This window comes from Actinoplanes sp. L3-i22, from assembly GCF_019704555.1.
Classification (GTDB): Bacteria; Actinomycetota; Actinomycetes; order Mycobacteriales; family Micromonosporaceae; genus Actinoplanes.
The window spans coordinates 5,303,163-5,323,466 of sequence record NZ_AP024745.1; the positions used below are offsets into that span (position 1 = coordinate 5,303,163).

11 protein-coding genes are annotated in these 20,304 nt (G+C 73.7%); 4 read left to right on the forward strand and 7 right to left on the reverse strand.

Annotated features, from left to right (window positions below; translation table 11 throughout):
• Nucleotides 1–9: 9 nt before the first annotated feature.
• The 6 genes from L3i22_RS23590 to L3i22_RS23615 are packed head-to-tail and all read right to left on the reverse strand — an operon-like array spanning nucleotide 10 to nucleotide 15,194.
• A complete protein-coding gene (locus L3i22_RS23590; RefSeq protein ID WP_221329119.1) occupies nucleotides 10–4,539 on the reverse strand; it encodes a non-ribosomal peptide synthetase in 4,530 nt (1,509 codons plus the stop codon).
• Nucleotides 4,524–5,393: a class I SAM-dependent methyltransferase gene (locus tag L3i22_RS23595; RefSeq protein WP_221329120.1), complete on the reverse strand. Its 870-nt coding sequence runs from the start codon at nucleotides 5,391–5,393 to the stop codon at nucleotides 4,524–4,526. Before L3i22_RS23595 ends, L3i22_RS23590 begins: the two co-directional genes overlap by 16 nt.
• A complete protein-coding gene (locus L3i22_RS23600; RefSeq protein ID WP_221329121.1) occupies nucleotides 5,386–9,768 on the reverse strand; it encodes a type I polyketide synthase in 4,383 nt (1,460 codons plus the stop codon). Before L3i22_RS23600 ends, L3i22_RS23595 begins: the two co-directional genes overlap by 8 nt.
• A 1-nt stretch (nucleotide 9,769) precedes the next feature.
• Entirely contained in the window at nucleotides 9,770–14,017 is a 4,248-nt protein-coding gene (locus tag L3i22_RS23605) for a non-ribosomal peptide synthetase (RefSeq protein ID WP_221329122.1), read from the reverse strand.
• Entirely contained in the window at nucleotides 14,014–14,787 is a 774-nt protein-coding gene (locus L3i22_RS23610) for a thioesterase II family protein (RefSeq protein ID WP_255658709.1), read from the reverse strand. The genes L3i22_RS23605 and L3i22_RS23610 overlap by 4 nt, the downstream gene beginning before the upstream one ends.
• Nucleotides 14,788–14,813: 26 nt before the next feature.
• Nucleotides 14,814–15,194: a VOC family protein gene (locus tag L3i22_RS23615; protein ID WP_221329124.1), complete on the reverse strand. Its 381-nt coding sequence runs from the start codon at nucleotides 15,192–15,194 to the stop codon at nucleotides 14,814–14,816.
• 356 nt (nucleotides 15,195–15,550) lie between these two features.
• On the opposite strand from L3i22_RS23615, the gene L3i22_RS23620 reads away from it, so the two are divergent.
• The 4 genes from L3i22_RS23620 to L3i22_RS23635 all read left to right on the forward strand — a co-directional run bounded on the left by L3i22_RS23620 (nucleotide 15,551) and on the right by L3i22_RS23635 (nucleotide 19,158).
• Complete coding sequence (locus L3i22_RS23620; protein WP_221329125.1) at nucleotides 15,551–17,311, forward strand: protease pro-enzyme activation domain-containing protein; 1,761 nt, start codon at nucleotides 15,551–15,553, stop codon at nucleotides 17,309–17,311.
• A complete protein-coding gene (locus tag L3i22_RS23625) occupies nucleotides 17,308–17,751 on the forward strand; it encodes a PadR family transcriptional regulator (RefSeq protein ID WP_221329126.1) in 444 nt (147 codons plus the stop codon). Before L3i22_RS23620 ends, L3i22_RS23625 begins: the two co-directional genes overlap by 4 nt.
• A gap of 220 nt (nucleotides 17,752–17,971) precedes the next feature.
• Complete coding sequence (locus L3i22_RS23630) at nucleotides 17,972–18,868, forward strand: alpha/beta fold hydrolase (RefSeq protein ID WP_255658532.1); 897 nt, start codon at nucleotides 17,972–17,974, stop codon at nucleotides 18,866–18,868.
• An 86-nt stretch (nucleotides 18,869–18,954) separates the two neighbouring features.
• Nucleotides 18,955–19,158, forward strand: a complete 204-nt coding sequence (locus L3i22_RS23635; RefSeq protein ID WP_221329127.1) for a hypothetical protein — start codon at nucleotides 18,955–18,957, stop codon at nucleotides 19,156–19,158.
• Nucleotides 19,159–19,170: 12 nt separating this feature from the next.
• On the opposite strand, the gene L3i22_RS23640 is transcribed toward L3i22_RS23635, so the two are convergent.
• Nucleotides 19,171–20,304 carry an McrC family protein gene (locus tag L3i22_RS23640; RefSeq protein ID WP_221329128.1) on the reverse strand — a complete coding sequence of 378 codons (1,134 nt, stop codon included), beginning with the start codon at nucleotides 20,302–20,304 and terminating at the stop codon, nucleotides 19,171–19,173.

Consider the following 20,304-nt stretch of genomic DNA (forward strand, 5'->3'; position numbering starts at 1 on the left):
GCCGGCTCCTCACCGTTGACCTCGGTCGAGCCCGCCGTCGATGGTCAGGACGGCGGCGTGCGCCTCGCGGGAGACCGCCACGATGCCGGGCGTCGCGTCGTGCTCACCGCGGTCCCGGGCGTCGTCGACCACCTGGGCCAGGCCCGCGATCGTCGGCGTCTCGAAGATGACGGGCAGCGGCAGCTCCAGCCGGAACGTCTCACGCATCCGCGCGACCACCCGGATCGCCAGCAGGGAGTGCCCGCCCAGCTTGAAGAAGTTGTCGTGTGCGCCGACCTGGTCGAGCCCGAGGTGCTGGCGCCAGATCTCGGCGATCCTCTCCTCGGTGGCGGTCCGGGGCGGCGCCGACGACTCCTGGTTGCGGGGCCCGGCCGCCTCCGGCACCGGCAGCGCGCCGCGGTCGACCTTGCCGTTGCGGGTCATCGGCAGGGCGTCCAGCACCACGATGACCGCCGGGATCATGTAGCCGGGCAGCCGGGCCTGCAGGTAGCGGCGCAGCTCGGGGACCAGTTCGCGGGCCCGGACGGCCTGCGCCGGGTCGTTGGTGTACGCCGGCCACGGGCGGCGCCGGCCCGGCCGGCGCGGGAACGCCGGCGCCGCGCCGGTGCCGAGCGGGTGGAACAGCGCGTCGAAGCGGTCGCCGGCGCCGGCCCAGCGCAGGTCGATCGCGTACGGCAGGCCGTCCACCACGGACCGGACCGACTCCGGGTCGACGTCCCCGTCGGGCCGCGCGTCCACGGCGCGGCGCAGCTCGCCGGCGGTGTCCGGCCGGCCGGCGCCGGCCAGCAGGTCACGGGCCGCGAGCTCGCGGGTCAGCCGGGCGTTCGGGATGCCGGTCACGCCCAGCGGGGCCGGGGTGCCGCCGGCCAGCCGGGCGCGCAGCGCGGGCAGGGTCAGCCGGTCGCGCTTCCAGCCCAGCCACACCGGTACGTCCGGGCCGGCCGGCGCGGGCCCGACCCGCAGCACGGCCCGGTAGCGGAACCGGGTCAGCTCGTTGCGGTAACGCCCGCCCTCGGGCTCGATCCGCACCCCGCCGATCGCCGGGAAACGCTCCGGCAACGCCTCGAAGAAGTCCGGGTCGATCAGTAGCTGGTCCTCGTCGGCGACCCGCCGGCGCACGCGTTCCAGCAGCTGCGGCACGGGCAGCGCGGCCGGCGCCCGGGACAGCTCCACCGAGGTGTGGAACGCCTCCAGCAGCGGCAGGCTGCGCACCGCGCCGAACACCACGTGCCCGCCCGGCCGGACCACCCGCAGCGCGCCCTCGACGACCGCGAGCAGCGACTCGACGCCGGGGAAGTACTGCGCCACCGAGTTGAGCACGACCGCGTCGAACTCGCCGGTGGCGAAGCCGTCGAAGTCGTCCGCGGCGCGGTGCAGCACCGTGACGTGCCCGAGCCGGTCGGCCCGGACCCGCTCGCGCAGGTGCCGCACCGCCACGGCGGAGAAGTCGGTCCCGCAGACCCGGTCGCACCCGGCGGCCAGACGCGACAGCAGCGCGCCGGTGCCGCAGCCGATCTCCAGGATCCGGCGCGGGCCGAGCGCCGCGATGCGGGCCGCCACGCTGTCGAGCCAGTCGCGCAGGTCCTCCGCGGGCAGCGACGCCCCGGTGTAGCTGCTGTTCCAGCCGCCGTCCGCGGGCTGCCGGCGATACGTCTCGTCCCAGATCTCGCGCCAGCGGGCCACGTCGGCGGCGGGCCCGGCCGGCCGGTCGGCCGGCGTGGCGCCGCGCACCACGTAGGCGACCAGGCGGGTGTCGCCGTCCGCTCCCGGGCGGGCCACCACGGCGGCGCCGGACACCGCGGGGTGCCCGCCCAGCACCGCCTCGATCTCGCCCAGCTCGATCCGGAAGCCGCGCACCTTGACCTGCTGGTCGTCGCGTCCGACGAAGTCCACCGTGCCGTCGGGCCGGAAGCGGGCCAGGTCCCCGGTGCGGTACATCCGCTCGCCGGGCCGGCCCGCGAACGGATCCGGCCGGAAGCTCTCCGCGGTCAGCCCGGGCCGGCCCAGATAGCCGCGGGCGACGCCGGCACCGCCGAGGAACAGCTCGCCGGTGACCCCGATCGGGACCGGTTCCAGCTCGCCGTCCAGGATGTACACCCGGGTGCCGGCGACCGGCCGCCCGATGCCCGGCCGGCCGGCGCCGGGGGCGATCCGGGCGTAGGTGGCGTACGTGGTGGCCTCGGTCGGCCCGTACAGGTTGTGCAGCCGGTCCAGCGTCGGCCGCCGGCTCAGGGTGTCCGCCAGCGACTCGGTCAGCACCTCACCGGCCAGGTTGATCACCCGGACGCCGTCCGGCAGGCCACCGGAGTGCAGCAGCTCGCCGACCGCGGACGGGACGCTGTTGACCAGGGTGACCCGGTCACGCGCCGGCAGGTGCGGCAGATGCAGCACGGTGTCCGCCAGGATCACCGTGCCGCCCGCGCTCAGCGGCGCGAACAGCTCGAAGACCGACAGGTCGAAGCAGATCGAGGTGGCCGCGAGCACCCCGGCCAGGCTGGCCGGGTCGAAGGCGTCCAGCGCCCAGCGGAGGAAGGCCGCGGCGCTGCGGTGCTCGATGGCGACGCCCTTGGGCCGGCCGGTGGAGCCGGAGGTGTAGATGACGTACGCCAGGTCGCCGGGCCGGATCCCGGCCGGCGCCACGTCGCCGTCGCTGTCGGCATCGTCGTCGGCTTCGAGCAGGATGACCGGCCGGTCCGGCAGCTTGTCGCGCAGGCCCGCCTCGGTCAGCACGACGGCGTCCGAGTCGTCCAGCATCAGCGCGAGCCGCTCCCGTGGATAGGACGGGTCGAGCGGGACATAGGCACCCCCGGCCTTCAGTACGCTGAGCAGGGCCACCACCATCGCCGGCGACCGCTCGACACAGACCCCGACCAGCCGTTCCGGCCCCACCCCAGCGGCCCGCAGACGACGGGCCAGGCGATCCGCCCGCTCGTGCAGCTGCGCGTAGGTCAGCTGCTCCTCGCCGTGGACGACCGCGACCGCGCCGGGCGTCCGGCGGGCCTGCGCCGCCAGCAGGGAGACGATCGTGTCGTCGGCGCGCGCCACCGCCCGGGTGGTGTTCCACCGGTCCAGGAGCTGCCCGCGTTCCGCCTCGGTGAGCAGGGGGAGGGCGGCCACCGGGGCGTCCGGGTCGGCGCAGGCCGCGCGCAGCAGCGTCGCGAAGTGCCCGGCCATCCGGGCGATGGTGTCCGCCTCGAACAGGTCGGTGCTGTACTCGATCTCCCCGGACAGGTCGTCGCCGTCCGGCCAGGTGCTGATGGTCAGGTCCAGGATCGCCGTGTGGTGCGGCAGGTCGACCCGTCCGTCGTCGTCCGCCGCGGCCTCCGCGCCGGCCCCGGTCAGCAGCTGGAAGGCGGCCTGCACGAGCGGGTTGCGGCTCGGGTCGCGCTCGGGCGCGAGCGCCTGGACCACCCGCGCGAACGGGACCTCCTGATGGGCGTACGCGTCAAGGGTGGTCTTCCGGGTCTGCCGGAGCACCTCGCGGAACGTCGGCGAGCCGGTGAAGTCGCTGCGCAGCACCAGCGTGTTGACGAAGAAGCCGATGATGCCCTCGGTCTCGGCGCGTCCCCGGTCGGCGGTGAACGTGCCGGTGACGACGTCCTGCTGGCCGCTGTAGCGGAACAGCAGCGTGGTGAAGACCGCGAACAGGGTCATGAACGCGGTGGTGTGCTCCTGCCGGCCGATCCGGTGCAGGTCGGCGGTGATCGACCGGACGGTGAACGGGCAGACCCCGCCGCGCCCGGATTGCGCCGCGGGCCGCGGATGGTCGGAGGGCAGTTCCAGGGTCGGGGCGTCGCGGAGCAGGTCCGTCCAGTACCGGAGCCGGCCGTCGGCCGCGTCGCCGCCGAACCGCTCCTGCTGCCACACCGCGAAGTCGGCGTACTGCAGCGGCGGCTCGGGCAGCGGGCTGGGCCGGCCCTCGGCGAAGGCCGTCCACAGGGTGGTCAGCTCGTCCCAGAACACCGCCAGCGACCAGGCGTCGGACACGATGTGGTGCATGGTCAGCACGAGGATCTGATCGGTCCCGGACAGCCGCAGCAGCGTGGCCCGGATCAGCGGCCCGGTGGCCAGGTCGAAGGGGAGCTGGCTCTCCTCGTCGGCCATCCGCCGGGCGGTGGCCACGCGCTCGCCGGCCGGCACCCGGCCCAGGTCCACGTGCCGCAGCGGGAGCGTCCCGTGCGGCGCGACGACCTGGACCGGGTCCCCGTGCACGGCGGTGAAGGTGGTCCGCAGCGACCCGTGCCGGCGCACCATCTCGTCGAGCGCCCGCTGCAGGGCCACCCGGTCGATCGGCTCGCGGATCCGGTAGGCGCCGGTGAGGTTGTAGATCGGGTTGCCGGGCATCAGCTGGTCGAGGAACCAGAGCCGCTGCTGGGCGAAGGAGAGCGGGGCCGGCCCGGACGTGGTGCGGCGCCCGATGCCCGGCAGCGACCCGGCCCGGGCGGCCAGCAGCTTCTCCAGGACCGCCCGCCGGTCCGCGGGCAGGTGGTCGATCCGCCGGCCGGGCTGCCGGGGATCCGGGTTCACCGCGGTTGCCATGCGACCTCGCCCTCCGGCCGGGTGAGCCTGAGCATCAGGTACCGGTAGCCGCCGTCGCGCATGCCCCGGTAGACGTCCGAGCCGGGCAGCGCCAGGAACTCGCCGAGCTCACCGGGATCGTCGGGCGGCCCGAACGCCATGGCGTGCTGGGCGGCGGTCTCCCGGCAGGACAGCAGGACGTTCGGGGTGACGTCGCGTTCGGCCCGGACCACGAAACCCGTCGCGACCAGCGCGGCCAGCGCCCGGCGGGTCTCGGCGGCGGGCAGCACGTCGGTCCAGAGGAACCACCCGCCGGGGCGCAGGACCCGGAAGACCTCCCGGAAGAACGCGGTCCGGTCCGGATAGCTGTGCGAGGACTCCACGTTCGTGACGACGTCGAAGCACGCCGGCCGGAACGGCAGCGCCTCCGCGTCCGCCTCCAGGAAGCCGGCGAAGCCGTGCGCGCGGCGGCAGAACGCGACCGCCCCGGCGGACAGGTCGACGCCGACGATCCGCGCGGGCGGCAGGTAGGTGTGCAGCGTGTGCGCGGTCCCGCCGCGGCCGCAGCCGACGTCGAGCACGGCCCGGCCCTCGACCGGGCAGTCGGCGACCAGTTCCAGCACGAGCCGGATCGAGTTCTTGTTGAGACAGTGCCGGGGCAGCTCGACCCGGGCCTGACCGGGATCGTCGCCCGGCGTGTAGCCGTAGTTCAGGAAGTACGACACCGCGCCGAACCCGTTCGCGTTCAGCCGCTCGTTGACCTCGTCGTAGTAGCGGCGGTAGCCGGCCTTCACCGAGGCGGCCGCGAGCAACCGGCGCAGCAGCCGGCGTCGGTCGGCGGGCAGGGCGGCGAGCCGCCGTCCGGCATCAGTCATCGCCGTCACGCTCCAGCAGCTCCCGGACCTGGCTGTCGGTGAGCCCCTCGACGTACTGGAGCAGGTCGGCCGCCCGGGTCTCGTCGACGCCCTCGGCGAGCCGGGCCACGGTCGGCGCGTCGAAGATCATCTGGATCGGCAGCTCGACCCGCAGCTGCTCACGCAGCCGGGAGATCAGCTGGATGGCGAGCAGCGAGTGCCCGCCGAGGTCGAAGAAGTCGTCGAACACGCCGACCGGGGCGATGCCCAGCAGCTGCTGCCAGATCTCGGCGATCTCGCGCTCCAGGTCGGACCGGGGCGCGACGTACGGATTCGCCAGCTCGGGCCGGTCATGACGCCCGGCCGGGACCTCCGCGGCCGGCTCCTCGGCGTCCGGCATGGTCCACCGCGCGAGACGCGGACCCAGCTCGGTGACCGAGACGACCACGTGCCGCGGCGCCCGGTCCAGGATGCGGTGGAACGCCGCCGCGCCGTCCGCCGGCGTGATCCGCGAGCCGTCGCCGGGCTCGCCGAACTCCCACGCGTCCCAGTCGACGGAGATCCACGGCGTGCCGCCCTCCCGGGCCCGGGCGATCGCCATCGCGTCGAGGAAGCAGTTGGCCGCCGCGTACGGCAACAGCCCCGGGCCGCCCAGCACGGTCGAGATCGACGACAGCAGCAGGCAGAAGTCGAGCCGCCGGTCCCGGAACAGCTCGTCGAGCACCAGCAGGCCGAGCGCCTTGGGCCGGAACTGCGCCCCGGCCGCGTCCCGGTCGGTCTGGCCGGCCAGGGTGTACGCCCCGGTGTCGCCGGCGCCGTGGATCACGCCGCGGATCGGGCCGAGCTCCTCCTCGGCCCGCCGGACCACCTGGCGCATCCGCTCCCGGTCGGCGGCGTCGGCCCGGAAGTAGCGCACCTCGGCGCCGAGCTCCCGCAGCCGGTCCAGGGCCGGCCCGGCGCCCGCGCCGTCTGAGCGCCCGGTGAGCACCAGCCGGGTCCCCGGCGTCCGGGCGATCGACTCGGCCAGGACCAGGCCGATCTGCCCCAGCCCGCCGGTGATCAGGTAGACGCCGCCGGGCCGGATCCGGGAGTCCGGGCCGGCCGGCTCGCCCAGGCGCACCGGCTCGTGGACCCGGGTCCACCGGCGGCCCCGGCGCACCGCGGTGACCGGCTCCGGGTCGTCGATCAGGACCTCGTCCGCGCTGGCCGGGTCGTCGTCGATGTCGACGGTGCGCACCGACAGGTTCGGGTGCTCCTGCGGGATCACCAGGGCCGGGCCGGCGATCGTCGCCTTCGCCGGGCACAGCGGCTCGTCGCCGTGCACCGCGTGCACCCGGTCGGTGACGACGGTGATCCGTACCGGGGCCGCCGGATCGGCCTCGACCAGGGCGCGGGCCAGGTAGGTGAGGCTGTAGAAGCCGCGCCGCTGGTGGTGCTCGAAGTCGTCCCGGTCCCCGGCCCGGGTGACGCCCCACAGGTGCAGCACGGCCTCCGGGACGGTGCCCTCCGCGCGCAGCAGCCGCCGATAGTCGTCCAGCTCGTCCGGGCGGACGACGTAACCGTCGAGGGTGGTGGCGAAGCGGTCGCCGGGCGTCACCCGTACCACGGAATGCCCTTGATCGGTCAGCCGGTGGATCTGGCGCTCGCCCGGACCCGCCGGCCCGGTGTCGTCGGTCAGGACCAGCCAGCGCACGGGCGCGGCGTCGCCGGCGACCTCCGCGGGACCGGCCGGTCGCCAGGCCGGGTAGGAGAACCAGTCGCCGGGATCGGCCGGGTCGCCCGGCTCGGACCAGGCGTCGGCCGGCTCGATCCAGTAGCTCGACCGTTCGAACGGGTAGCCGGGCAGCGAGACGCGCCGGCACCGGTCGTCGGCCGCGAAGCCATGCCAGTCCGGGGTCGCGCCGCCCAGCCACAGTCGCGCCAGCGCCTCCGGCAGCCCGGCCGCGTCGGAGGCCAGCACCGGCTGGCCGGCGTGGCGCTGCGGATGCCGCCGGGCCAGATCGCTCAGCGTGTGCCCCGGGCCGACCTCGAGCAGGATCCGGTCGCCGGCCTCGCACAGCTCGTCGAGGCCGTCGGAGAACCGCACGGCCTGCCGCAGCTGCCGGCCCCAGTACTCCGGATCGGTCGCCGCCTCGTCGGTGATCCACGTGCCGGTGACGCCGGAGACGTACGGAATCGCCGGCGCGGACAGCGTGACCGTGCGCACCACGTCGACGAACTCGCCCACGACGCCGTCCATCAGCGGCGAGTGGAAGGCCCGCGCGGTGCGCAACGGGTGGGCGCGCACGCCCTGCTCGGCGAGCCGCGCGGTGGCCAGCTCGACGGCCCGCGGGGTCCCGGACAGGACACAGGAGGCCGGCCCGTTCACCGCGGCGAGCGCCAGGTCCGGGCCCGCGTGCTGCCGGGCCACGGCCTCCGGCAGCGGCACCGCCACCATGGCGCCGGGCGGGGTGCCGTCCATCAGCCGGCCACGCGCGGCGACCAGCGTGATCGCGTCCGCCAGGGTGAGCACGCCGGCCAGGCACGCCGCGACGTACTCGCCGATGCTGTGCCCGATCATCGCGGCCGGGCGGATTCCCCAGTGCAGCCACTGCCGGGCGAGGGCGTACTCGACGGTGAACAGCGCCGGCTGGGTGTGGACGGTCCGGTCGAGCGCGATCGCCGCGTCCGCCCGGTGCTCCTCCTCCGGGTACAACAGCTCGCGCAGGTCCAGCCCCAGGTACGGGCGGAGCAACTCGCAGCACCGGTCGACCGCCGCGCCGAAGACCGGCTCGGTCCGGTAGGCGTCCAGGGCCATGTCCACGCGTTGGGTGCCCTGGCCGGGGAAGAGGAAGACGACCGGCCGGGGCCCGCCCGGCGCGACGCCGGTGAGCAGCCGCTCCGGGTCCCGCCGGGACAACGCCTCGGCGGCGCCGCCGGTGTCGTGCCGCGGCCAGATCAGCGCCCGCCGGTGGGCGAACGCGCGCCGCCCGGTCTGCAGCGTGTACGCCACGTCGGCGAGGTCGGCCTCCGGATGCCGGCGCAGGTACTGGGCGAGGTTCGTGGTCGCCGCCTCGAGCGCCGCGGCGGTCCGGGCGGAGAGCACCAGCGGGCACTGCGCCCGGGCGTACCGGCTGGGCCCGGCCGGCGGCGCCTCCTCCAGGACGACGTGCGCGTTGGTGCCGCCGATGCCGAACGAGCTGACCCCGGCCCGCCGCGGTCCGGTGCCGGCGGTCCACTCGGTGAGCTCGGTGTTCACCCGGAACGCGGAGCTCGCGAAGTCGATCTTCGGGTTGGGGTGGGCGACGTGCAGGGTGGCCGGCAGCTGCCGGTGTTCCAGCGCCAGCACCGCCTTGATCAGGCCGGCCACGCCGGCGGCGGTGTCCAGGTGGCCGATGCTGCTCTTCACCGAGCCGATCGCGCAGAAGCCGCGGCGGTCGGTGCCCGCGCCGAAGACCTGTTGCAGGGCGGCCACCTCGATCGGGTCGCCCAGCGGCGTACCGGTGCCGTGCGCCTCGACCAGCGTGACGGTCTCCGGCGCGACGTTCGCCATGGCCATCGCCATCGCGATCACGTCGGCCTGGCCGTCGATGCTCGGCGCGGTGTAGCCCACCTTCCGCGAGCCGTCGTTGTTCAGGGCGAACCCCCGGATCACGGCCCGGATGTGGTCGCCGTCGGCGATCGCGTCCGACAGCCGCTTGAGCACGACGACGCCCACCCCGTTGCCGGCCACCGTGCCCTGCGCGTCGGCGTCGAAGGCCCGGCACCGGCCGTCCGGCGACATGATCCCGCCGGGCTGGTAGTAGTAGCCCTGCACGGTCGCGCTGTCCGCGGACACCCCGCCGGCCAGCGCCAGGTCGCACTGATAGTTGAGCAGGCTCTGACTCGCCATGCAGATCGCCACCAGCGACGTCGAGCACGCGGTCTGCACGGCGACGCTCGGCCCGCGCAGGTTCAGCCGGTACGACACCTGGGTGGTCAGGTGGTCCTTGTCGTTGCCGATGGCGATCTGCAGGTCGTCCAGGCCGTGCTCGGCGGCGTTCGCGTAGAACCCGGACAGGTAGGAGTTGAACGCGGCCCCGGCGAACACGCCGATCGGCCCGGGGTGCTCGGCCGGGTCGTACCCGGCGTCCTCCAGGCCGTGCCACGCGCACTCCAGGAAGATCCGCTGCTGCGGGTCGGTCGCCTCGGCGTCGCGGGCGCTGAAGCCGAAGAACGGGGCGTCGAACAGGTCGATGCCGTCCAGCACGCCGCCGGCGTTGACGTAGTACGCGTCGTCGTAGGCCGGCAGGTCGGCGATGCAGTCGACGCCGTCGCGCAGGTTGCGCCAGTACTCGTCCAGGTCGGCGGCGCGCGGGAAGCGGCCGGCCATCCCCACCACGGCGATGCCGTCCGGTCCGCTCAGCTCCGCGGCCATGTCAGCTCACCCGGGCCCGGAGGTTCCGCAGCGCCTCGCGCTGCCGCCGGGCCAGGTCCTGCACCGACGGGGTGCCGGCCGGACGGGTGTCACCGCCGCTCAGGTGCCGGGCCAGCGTGTCGACCGTCGGATAGCGGAACAGCTCCAGGACGGTGACCTCGCGGCCGAGCCGGGCCTGGAGCCGCCCGCGGACCTTCGTGATGAGCAGGGAGTCGCCGCCCAGGTCGAAGAAGTTGTCCCGGGCGCCGACCCGGTCCACGCCGAGCACCTCGCGCCAGGCCGCGGTGACCAGCTCCTCCATCTCGGTGGCCGGCGGCCGGAACACGCCGGTGGGGGCCCGCCGCGCGGCCAGCGCGCTCCGGTCGACCTTGCCGCTCGGCGTCCTCGGCAGCTCGTCCAGCAGGGCGAACGACCCGGGAATCAGGTACTCGGGCAGCTGCTCGCGCAGGAACGTGCGCAGCCGGGCGGCCAGGCCACGGCGATCGTCGGCGCCCGCGTCGGCGGCCGGATCCGCGGCGAACAGCCGGGCGTAGTAGGGGTGCTGCCCGGCCGGGCCGCCGTGGTGCGCCGAGACGCAGGTGAACGGGAGCCGCTCGCCGCCGGCGCGGACCAGCGCGCCCCGCACGGTGTAGTCCGGCGTCCGGGCGCCGTTCGCCGTCCGGACGCAGCGGGCCTCGATCACCTCGCCCGGCGCGACGTCCACGCCCGGGTGGAACACCGGCAGGTAGACCGGCAGCCAGCTGAGCCGGTCGTGCAGCGAGTCCAGCGGATCGTCGTCGGAGGGCAGCAGGTTCAGCCAGAGCAGGAAGCCGTCCCAGCGCCCGGCCCGGTCGATCCGGACGCGGATCCGCGACTCGTCCTCGATCGGCACGGGACCGGTGAAGTCCAGGTCCTCGAAGGTGCCCGGCGCGGCGAGCAGGTTGCCGGCCGGGAAGTTCTTGACGCACAGCCGCAGGTCGAACCGGCCGCCCCAGGTGTCGAACACGCGTTGCGCGTACATCGCCGGCAGCGGCGGGAAGGCGGGCGCGGCGGCGAGCGGCTCGGGGAGGGTGACCGGCGCGATCCGGGTGACGCACCGGCGCGGGATCAGCACGCCGTCGCCGGTCAGGAAGCGCCGGGCGTCGTTCAGGATCGGCACCACGCCCTCGGACGAGCCGATCGTGCCGAGGATCTCCGACACGCACACGTCGACCGGCTCGGGCAGCTCCACGGTCGACGAGTCGCCATGGATCACCTGGATGACCTGGTCCAGCCCGAGCTCTCGGATCACATTCCAGGCGCGGCCGTACGCGTCCTCGCCCACCTCGACCGCATAGACCCGCTCGGCGCCGGCCGCCGCGCAGAGCCGGGCCAGCACGGCGTCGGCCCCGGTGCCGAGGTCGAGCACCACCTTGCCGCGCACGGCCCGCTCGACGGCCCGCCGGTAGGCGCGGTTGCGCTGCTCGTCGTGGGTCATCGCGTAGTACAGCAGGTCGTCGTAGACGTCGTACTCGCCGACCGAGGGCCAGAGCTCGGGCGGATCGGGCCGGGGCACGACGTGCGCCACCACCCGCCGCCGGCCGTGCTCGTCCTCGGCGGCCACCACCGTGCACGCGCGCACCTGCTCGTGCCGGGCGACGGCCGCCTCGATCTCGTCGAGCTCCACCCGGTACCCACGGATCTTGACCTGGTTGTCGGCCCGCCCGAGGTAGTCGAGCACCCCGCCGGGCAGGTGGCGGGCGCTGTCCCCGGTGCGATAGAGCCGCCCGCCGGGCGGGTCGGCGAACGGATCGGGCAGGAACCGGTCGGCGGTCAGCGCCGGCTGCCCCAGGTAGCCGCGGGCCAGACCGTCGCCGGCCAGGTAGAGCTCGCCGCGCACGCCGGCCGGCACCAGGTTCAGCGCCGGGTCGAGGACGAACGCCCGGAGGTTCGCGGCCGGCCGGCCGATCGGCACGACCGGGCCGGCGTCGTCGGTGTCGCACCGCCACGACGTCGCCCCGATGGTCGCCTCGGTGGGGCCGTAGATGTTGTGCAGCTCCGCGTCGCACCGCTCGACGAAGCGCTGCCGCAGCTCCGGGGTCAGCACCTCGCCGCCGCAGATCACCCGGCGCAGCGACGCGGCCGGGAACCGCGGCTCGTCGAGCAGCGCCGCCAGCATCGAGGGCACCAGGTCGAGCACCGTGATCCGCTGCTCGTCGAGGGTTCGGGCGAACAGCGTGACGTCGAAGTGGTCGGCCGGCTCGGCGACGATCAGGCAGGCGCCGGCCATCAGCGGATGCGCCATCTCGCACAGGGCGGCGTCGAAGTTGACCGGATACTTCTGCAGGACGCGGTCGCCGGCGTCGAGCGGGACGACCGACTGCATCCAGAGCATCTGGTTGGCCAGCGCCCGGTGACTGATCTGGACACCCTTGGGCCGGCCGGTCGAGCCCGAGGTGTAGATGACGTAGGCGACGGTGTCCGGGTCGGGACGGCCCAGGTCACCGGGTGCCGGCTCGTCCGGGGTCTCCTCCAGGAACAAGACCCGCGGCGCGCCGGCCGGCACCGCGGCGGCCAGATCGCGCTGGGTCAGCAGCACGCCCGGGCGGGCGTCGTCGAGGATCAGGCGCAGCCGCGCCACCGGATCGCGGGGCTGCAGCGGGAGCAGCGCCGCACCCGATCCGAGCACGCCGAGGACGCCGACGACCAGGTCGGCGGACCGCTCGGCGCAGACCGCCACGATCGTCTCCGGCCCGGCGCCGGCCGCGCGCAACCGGGCCACCAGCCGGCCCACCCGGTCCCGCAGCTGCCGATAGGTCAGCCGATCGGGCCCGGATCGGAGCGCGACCGCGTCCGGCGTCCGTTCCACCGCGTCGTCGAAAAGACCGATCCAACTTGGGTACGGCGGAAGCTCGGCGCCCGTGTCGTTCCAGTCCCGGACGAGCTGCCGTCGTTCCGCCCCGCTCAGGATCCGCAGCCGGGACAACGGCCGGTCCGGGTCGGCGGTGACCTCCGCCAGCAGCCGCCGGAAGTGCCGGGCGAACCGGGCCATGGTCGCCTCGTCGAACAGCTCGGTGCTGTACTCCAGGTGTCCGGCGCAGCCGCCGGTGAACTCCCACAGGTCCAGGGCCAGGTCGAACTTGGCGGTGTCCACGTCGCTGCCCAGCGGCTCACCGAGCAGCACCCGGCCGTCGTCCGCCGGCCCGTCGTCGCTCAGCAGCTGGAAATGCACCCGGAACAGCGGGTTGTGCCCGGGCGCCCGCTCCGGCCGCAGCTCGCTCACCACCACCTCGAACGGCACCTCCTGGTGCGCGAACGCGTCCAGCACCACCCGCCGGACCCGGGCCAGCGCCTCGCGGAACGTCGGCTCGCCGGACAGGTCGGTGCGCAGCACCAGCGAGTTCACGAACAGCCCGAGGACGTTCTGCACCTCCGGGCGGTTCCGGTTCGCGACCGGGGTGCCCACCGCGATGTCGTCCTGCCCGGTGTAGCGGTGCAGCAGCACCTGGAACGCCGCCAGCATCACCATGAACGAGGTGGCCTGTTCCGCCCGGGCCAGCGCCACCACCGCGGCGTGCAGCTCGGCGGAGAGCTCGAAGTCGTTCGCCGCGCCCGCGAACGTCGGCACCTGCGGTCGCGGCCGGTCCTCCGGGAGCCGCAGCGTCGGCACCCCCGCCAGCTGCTTCTTCCAGTAGTCCAGGTGGTCGCGGCCGGGCCCGGCGAGCCAGTCGCGCTCCCACTCGGCGTAGTCGGCGTACTGCAGCGCGACCTCCGGCAACGGCGACCGGTGGCCCGCGGCATACGCCTGATAGAGGTCCGACAGCTCCTCCTGGAACAGCTGCAGCGACCAGTAGTCGCAGACGATGTGGTGCATCGTCAGCAGCAGGACGTGCTCCCGCGGGCCCAGCCGGACCAGTGCGGCCCGCAGCAGCGGCCACTGCGACAGGGTGAACGGCCGTTGCGCCTGGGCGTCGGCGATCCGGGCGACCTCCGCCTCGCGCTCGGCCGCCGGCAGCGCGGTCAGGTCGGTGACCGGCAGCGGAATCCGCAGCTCGGGCCGGACCAGCTGGGTGGGCTCGCCGTCCACCTCGCGGAAGGCGGTCCGCAGCGACTCGTGGCGGCGCACCATCTCGTTGAGCGCGCGCTCCAGGGCGGGCACGTCGACCGCCGCCGCGATCCGGGTGCCCAGGTGCATGTTGTAGAACGGGCTGCCCGGCGAGATCTGGTCCACGAACCACAGCCCCCGCTGCCCGGAGGAGGCGACGAAGGCGTAGACCCGTTCGGACTTCACGACCGCGCTCCGGAGTCGGGCAGCCGCCGCAGGACGTGCCGCAGATCCTGGGCGAGCACGTTGCGCACCAGGCTCGCGCAGTTCTGCAGAAAGAAGTGCCGGCCGGGGAACATGTGCAGCGCGAACGCCTTGCTCGTCCGGCTCCGCCAGGCGACCAGATCGGCCCGGCTCACCTCCGGGTCGTCGGTTCCGCCGAACGCGGTGATCGGGCAGGCCAGCGGCTCCTGTTCGCGGTAGACGTAGGTCTCGCAGACGGTGAAGTCGGCGCGCAGGGCCGGCAGGAACAGCTCCATGATCTCGGCGCTCGCCAGCACCTGCTCGGGCGTGCCGCCCATCCGGCGGACCTTCGCCAGGATGTCGCGGTCCGGCAGATCGTGCACCATCGGATGCCGGTCCGGCAGGTGTGGCGCGCGATGCGCCGAGACGATCAGGTGCAGCGGCCCGGTCCGGCCCCGGGCCCGGAGTTCGCAGGCGAGCTCGTAGCTGATCAGGGCGCCCATGCTGTGTCCGAAGAAGACGAACGGCATCGCCGGCGACGAGGCGACCGCCTCGGCCAGCGCCCGCACGATCGGCGGCATCCGGGTGAACCGGGACGGAATGCTCCGCGACTCGCGTCCGGGCAGACTGACCGTATAGATCTCCGTCTTTTCGTCGACATCCGCGGGCATTTCGTCCATCCAGGAGGTGAAGGTCGCCGGGCCCCCGCCGGCGAACGGAAAGCAATACAGGCGGATCCGGGCGTCCGGATTCGGTTTCCGGCAGACGAGCATCCGATCGGGTTCACCCGGCGCGCTGTTCACGACATTTCCGAATTGGCCGAGTCGTCGAATTCGACGATACCGAACGTGTTTCCTTCGGGATCCTGGCAATACTGGACGTGGCCGGTGCCGTCGACCTTGATCTTCGGCGCGAGAATCTTTCCTCCTTCCTCTACGATCTTGCGCGCCGAAAGGTCCACCGACTCCACCTCGATGGTGTTGATGGTCGGATTCAGATCGTCGAATCGCCCGGTCAGCGCGCCCCCGATGCCCGGGTCCGTCTCGCTGCCGGTGGTGATCAGCCAGTAGTTGGCGTCCGCCGGGGACTGCTCGACCGTCCAGCGAAAAACGTTCGCATAGAAGCGGGCGGCGGACGGCAGATCATCCACGCAGATCTCGAAATGAACGATGTTGGACATGGCAGCGCCCCCGTTGCACGCGCAGGAGTTCGGCACCAAAGCATGATGATTCCCCATCGCATGGAAACATGGGCCACCAGTGAAGTCAAGCGACTGAATTAGTCAACTTTTGGCAGCCGGGGTGGGCCGGCTGCCGTATTTGTGAGGCAAATCCACTATGGCTTCTCACCGATCGTCAGCGCTGTCAAGTCGCATATTCTAGTTAATAAGGATCATGCGACTCGAACGCTTTGAAGACTGATCAAGGACGGATACTCCCGCTGATAGCCCGGAACCATTAGCCTCCCCATGAGCGACGTTTCCGGTGCCTGGTGTCGTCACGAGGGCGACCCGTGGAATGCCAAGGGGGCTCGGCGATGGGACCAAGGCTCAACCATGTGCCGCTCCGGGGCAGCGAGCGGGCCGAACTGGCGCTGCCCCGGATCGCCGCGGCGCCCCGGCGCGCGCCGCTCCCGGTGACCGTGGTGCTGCGGCCCCGGCAACCGGGCCTGCGCGCCGCCGCCTTCGCCGCCTCCGACCGGCCGCCCGAGCTGCGCCATCTCACCCGGGGCGACCTGGTGGAACGATTCGGCGCCGCGCCCGAGGACGTGGCCCGGGTCCGCCGCTTCGCCCGCAACAACGGCCTGCACGTCGTCCGGGTCGACCGGGCGGCGCGCACGGTCGAGCTGTCCGGGTCGACCGGGCGGGTGTCCCGCGCCTTCGGCGTCGAACTCTCGCTCTTCCGCACCCCGTTCGGCGTGGTCCGCGGCCGGTCCGGGCCGATCCACGTGCCGCAGTGGCTGCTGCCCAGCATCCAGGGCGTGTTCGGGCTCGACACCCGCCGGCAGGCCCGGCCGCACTTCCGGGTGCTGCCCGGCGAGTTCGTGCCCGCGGCCGGCCCGTCCGAGCCGTTCACCCCGATCGAGCTGTCCCGGCTCTACCGCTTCCCGTCGGACGCGGACGGGTCGGGGGAGACCATCGCGCTGATCGAGCTCGGCGGCGGCTTCCGCCGGCGCGACCTGCGGCGCTACTTCGACTCGCTCGGCATCGACCCGCCCCGGGTGCAGACCAGATCCGTCGGCGGGGCCGCGAACCACCCGACCGGGAACCCGAACGGCCCGGACGGCGAGGTCGTCCTCGACATCGAGGTGGCCGGCGCGGTCGCGCACGGCGCCAAGATCGTCGTCTACTTCGCTCCGAACACCACCAAGGGCTTCCTCGACGCGGTCAACGCCGCCGTGCACGACACCACGCAGGACATCTCGGTGCTCTCGATCAGCTGGGGCGCGGCCGAGTCGGCGTGGACCCCACGGGCGATGAACGCCCTGAACGGGGCCTTCCAGACGGCGAGCCTGCTCGGCATCTCGGTGTTCTGCGCATCCGGCGACAACGGCTCGGACGACGGCGTCGGCGACGGCCGGGCACACGTCGACTTCCCGGCGTCCAGCCCGTTCGCGGTCGGCTGCGGGGGAACGACGCTGGAAGCGGACGGGACGGCGATCACCCGGGAGGAGGTCTGGAACGAGGACGGCGCCACCGGCGGCGGGGTCAGCGACCACTTCCCGGTCCCGCCGTACCAGGACGACCTCCGCCCCACCTCGGCCAACCCGCCGGGCACCCGGCACGGGCGGGGCGTGCCGGACGTGGCCGCGGTCAGCGACCCGCGGACCGGCTTCCGGGTGCTGGTCGACGGGCAGTCGATGGTGATCGGCGGCACGAGCGCGGCGGCGCCGCTGTGGGCCGGGCTCACCGCCCGCATCCAGCAGGCGGCCGGGCAGCGGGTGGCGCCGGTGCACGCGACGCTCTACCGGTCGCCCGGCGCGTTCCGCGACATCCGGGCCGGCGACAACGGGGATTATGCGGCGCGGCACGGCTGGGATGCCTGCACCGGGCTCGGGAGCCCGCGGGGCGAGGCGCTGCTCGCCGCGCTCGCCGGGTCCCCGTTCGACGCACAGGCGACATCGTCACCGGCAGCATCTGCGCAGGCATCGCAGGAAGCGTCGTCGGCGTCGTCGTCGGAGGCGTCGGAGGCCGACGTGACGTCGGAGTCGGAGGCCGAGGAGACGACGGCCGCGCCGTCCAGGTCGGTCGCGCGCCGGACGCCGCGCAAGGCGACGAAGCGGAGCCCCGGCCGGTGACCCGGCTGCGGGAGGCGATCCTGGTCATGCTCAGCGAGCGGCCGATGCACGGCTACGAGATCATGCGGGAACTCGCCGAACGCAGCGCCGGAACGTGGCACCCGGGCTCCGGCTCGGTCTATCCCACCCTGGAACGCCTGCGCCGGGACGGCTGCGTGGTCGCCGACGAGGTCCGGCGGCGCCGGATCCGCTACACGCTCACCGAGGCCGGCGAGACGGAGGCCCGGCGGGTGCGGCCCAGCCCGTGGTCACCGGGCCCCGCGCCGGCCGGCCACGTCGACGTCGTCTTCATGGTCGAGGCCGGCCACCTCCTGCACGACGTCCTGACCGCCGCGGCCGAGGTCCTCACGGCCGGCACGCCGGCCCAGGGCAGACAGGCCCACGCCGTCCTGACCGACACCAAGGACCAGCTCTACCTGGTCCTCGCCGGCCGCCGCTGACCGCCCGCCCGGGTCTTCGCGCCGACAGTCCGGCCGCCGCCCAGGCCGCCGCCAGATCCCGGCTCCGCGCCACCGCCGCGTCGACCGCTTGCCGCGACCCCGGCCGGCGTGTACGAACGGGTCCGGCCCGCGCGACAGCACATTTCGACGGAGCTCCCCGCCGTACCGAATCGTCTTTGTTCGGTAGGTTTTTGATGATGACGCTGTCGAGGGGACGATCATGAGCGTGGATCAGGTGGAGGCCGGCGTGCTGTCGGTCGCCTATCTGCGGGACGGGCCGCCGGACGGCTGGCCGGTCATCCTGTCGCACGGTTTCCCCTATGACGTCCACGCCTACGACCAGGTCGTCCCGGCGCTGACCGCGGCGGGCGCCCGGGTGATCCGCCCGTACCTGCGCGGCTTCGGCCCCACCCGGTTCCGCTCGGCCGGCACGATGCGCGCCGGACAGCAGGCCGCCCTCGGATCCGACCTGATCGCGCTGGCCGGCGCGCTGCGCCTGGACCGGCCGATCGTGGCCGGATACGACTGGGGTGGCCTCGCCTCCTGCGTCGCGGCCGCGCTGTGGCCCGAGCGGGTGGCCGGTCTGGTGGCCCTGGGCGGCTACGACATCATCGACATCGAGCGGCAGCGGCACGCGTTCGACCCGGCCGTCGAGCACGCCGTGTGGTACCAGCACCTGTTCCAGACCGAACGCGGCCGGGAGAGCCTGGCCGCGCACCGCCGCGACCTGTGCCGGATGCTGTGGCGGCAGTGGTCCCCCCGCTGGGCCTTCGACGAGGCGACCTTCGCCCGGACCGCCGCGTCCTTCGACAACCCGGACTTCGTCGACGTGGTCATCCACGCCTACCGGCACGCGCTCGGCCAGGCGACCGGCGATCCGGCCTACGACGACCTCGAGGCCCGCCTCGCCACCCGCCCGGGGATCACCGTGCCCGCGGTGACCCTGGACGGCGCGACCGACACGCTGAAGCCGGGTGGCACCGCCGGGCACGCGCCGATGTTCCTCGCCGGTCACGAGCACCGCCTGGTCGACGCCGGCCACAACCTCGCGCAGGAGGCGCCCGGCGCGTTCGCGGACGCGGTGCTGGCGGTCCGCGGCCTCATCCGGAAGTCGTAGAGGCCGGACCAGTCTCCTGACTGAGGCCCCGGAGCCGCGCGAACTCCTACGCTGAGAGTCATCCGCACCGAGCATGGAGGGTATCGATGACGAACGACAGCGCCTGGACCGGAACGGTCATCAAGAAGTCGCGCGCGGCGCTCGACGGCGCCAACCTCTACCGCCGCCTCAAGGTCCAGCTCGACGACGGCACCCAGTTGGACGTGAAGGTCGACCGGGACGTCTGGAAGGACCTGAACGTCGGCGACCACCTCGTCAAGCCGGAAGGCGAGTCCCCGCGCAAGAGCTGATCACGCGGAGAGTCATCGAGCGAGGGCCTCGATCGGAACAGCCCAGCACTCGATGGTCACCGGACCGACCGTCGTCGTGGTCCGGTGACTCGTGGCCGCGGGGTACACCAGCGCCGCCGAGGTGACGCCGAGCCGCTGCGCGTACGTGAAGAGCTGGTAGATCTCATCGGTACTCGGCGGCGACCGCCACGGCTTGTACTTGGCGTCGTAGACCGCGACCGCCTCCCCGCCGCGATACAGCACGAAGTCGGCATACCCGGTCCGCTTCTGCCCGGAGTCGGTCAGCGGAATCGCCTGCTGCGCGGCCACGGTGACCTCCGGTGACCGGTGCCGCAGCCAGGCACCGACATAGTTCTCCCAGAGCCGGGTCATGTCGAACATGACGCTCACCCCGGACACCCCCGCACCGGTGGGCAGCGCGCTGCGCTCATCCAGGATCAGCCGGGCCAGCTTCTCGATCTCGCGATAGCGGGCCGGGACCGGGCCGAGCACCACCGGGCGCCCGGCCGGCAGGCTTCCGATGCCGCGAAAAGCCGGATCCAGCGCCCGCACCCGGGCCCCGAGCCGCGCCTCCGGATAGGCCAACCCGCTCAACCGCCGATGCGCGCTCGCCACCAGGCGATTCAGCGTCACGTCGGGGGTGAGCCGGTTCGCCGAGGTGGCCAGCCGATCCGGCCGGCCCGCGTGCACCTTGAGATGCAGGGTCGCCGACGGCACCCCCGGATAGGGCGGCCGGGTGAAGGCGCGCCGCTGGTACTCCTTGGCCAGCCCCTGCCCGGCGAGCCGCTCCGCCTCCCGGACGAACGCCAGCGCGATCAGGTCCACCAGGCTGTGCCCGCCGCTGCCCGGTGCGGCGGCGTCGTCGAGCAGCGCCGCGCCCCGCCCGAGCCCGAGCAGCGTCGCCAGGTCCTGAAAGGGGAACCGGCCGGCGACCTCGACCACCTGACCGCTGAGCAGCTGAAACCTGCCGACGTACGGACCCGGCTGCAGGTCGTAGCAGCCGGGCTCGGCCGTCGGTGTCAGCCGCTCGATCACCCGGGCCCGCTCGCGCTCGCCGCGCGTTCCGACGGTCAGCCGGGCCAGTTCGGCCGCTTCTCCCGCGCTGAGCCGTACCGTCCTGGTCTGATACTCGACCAGCCGCAGCAT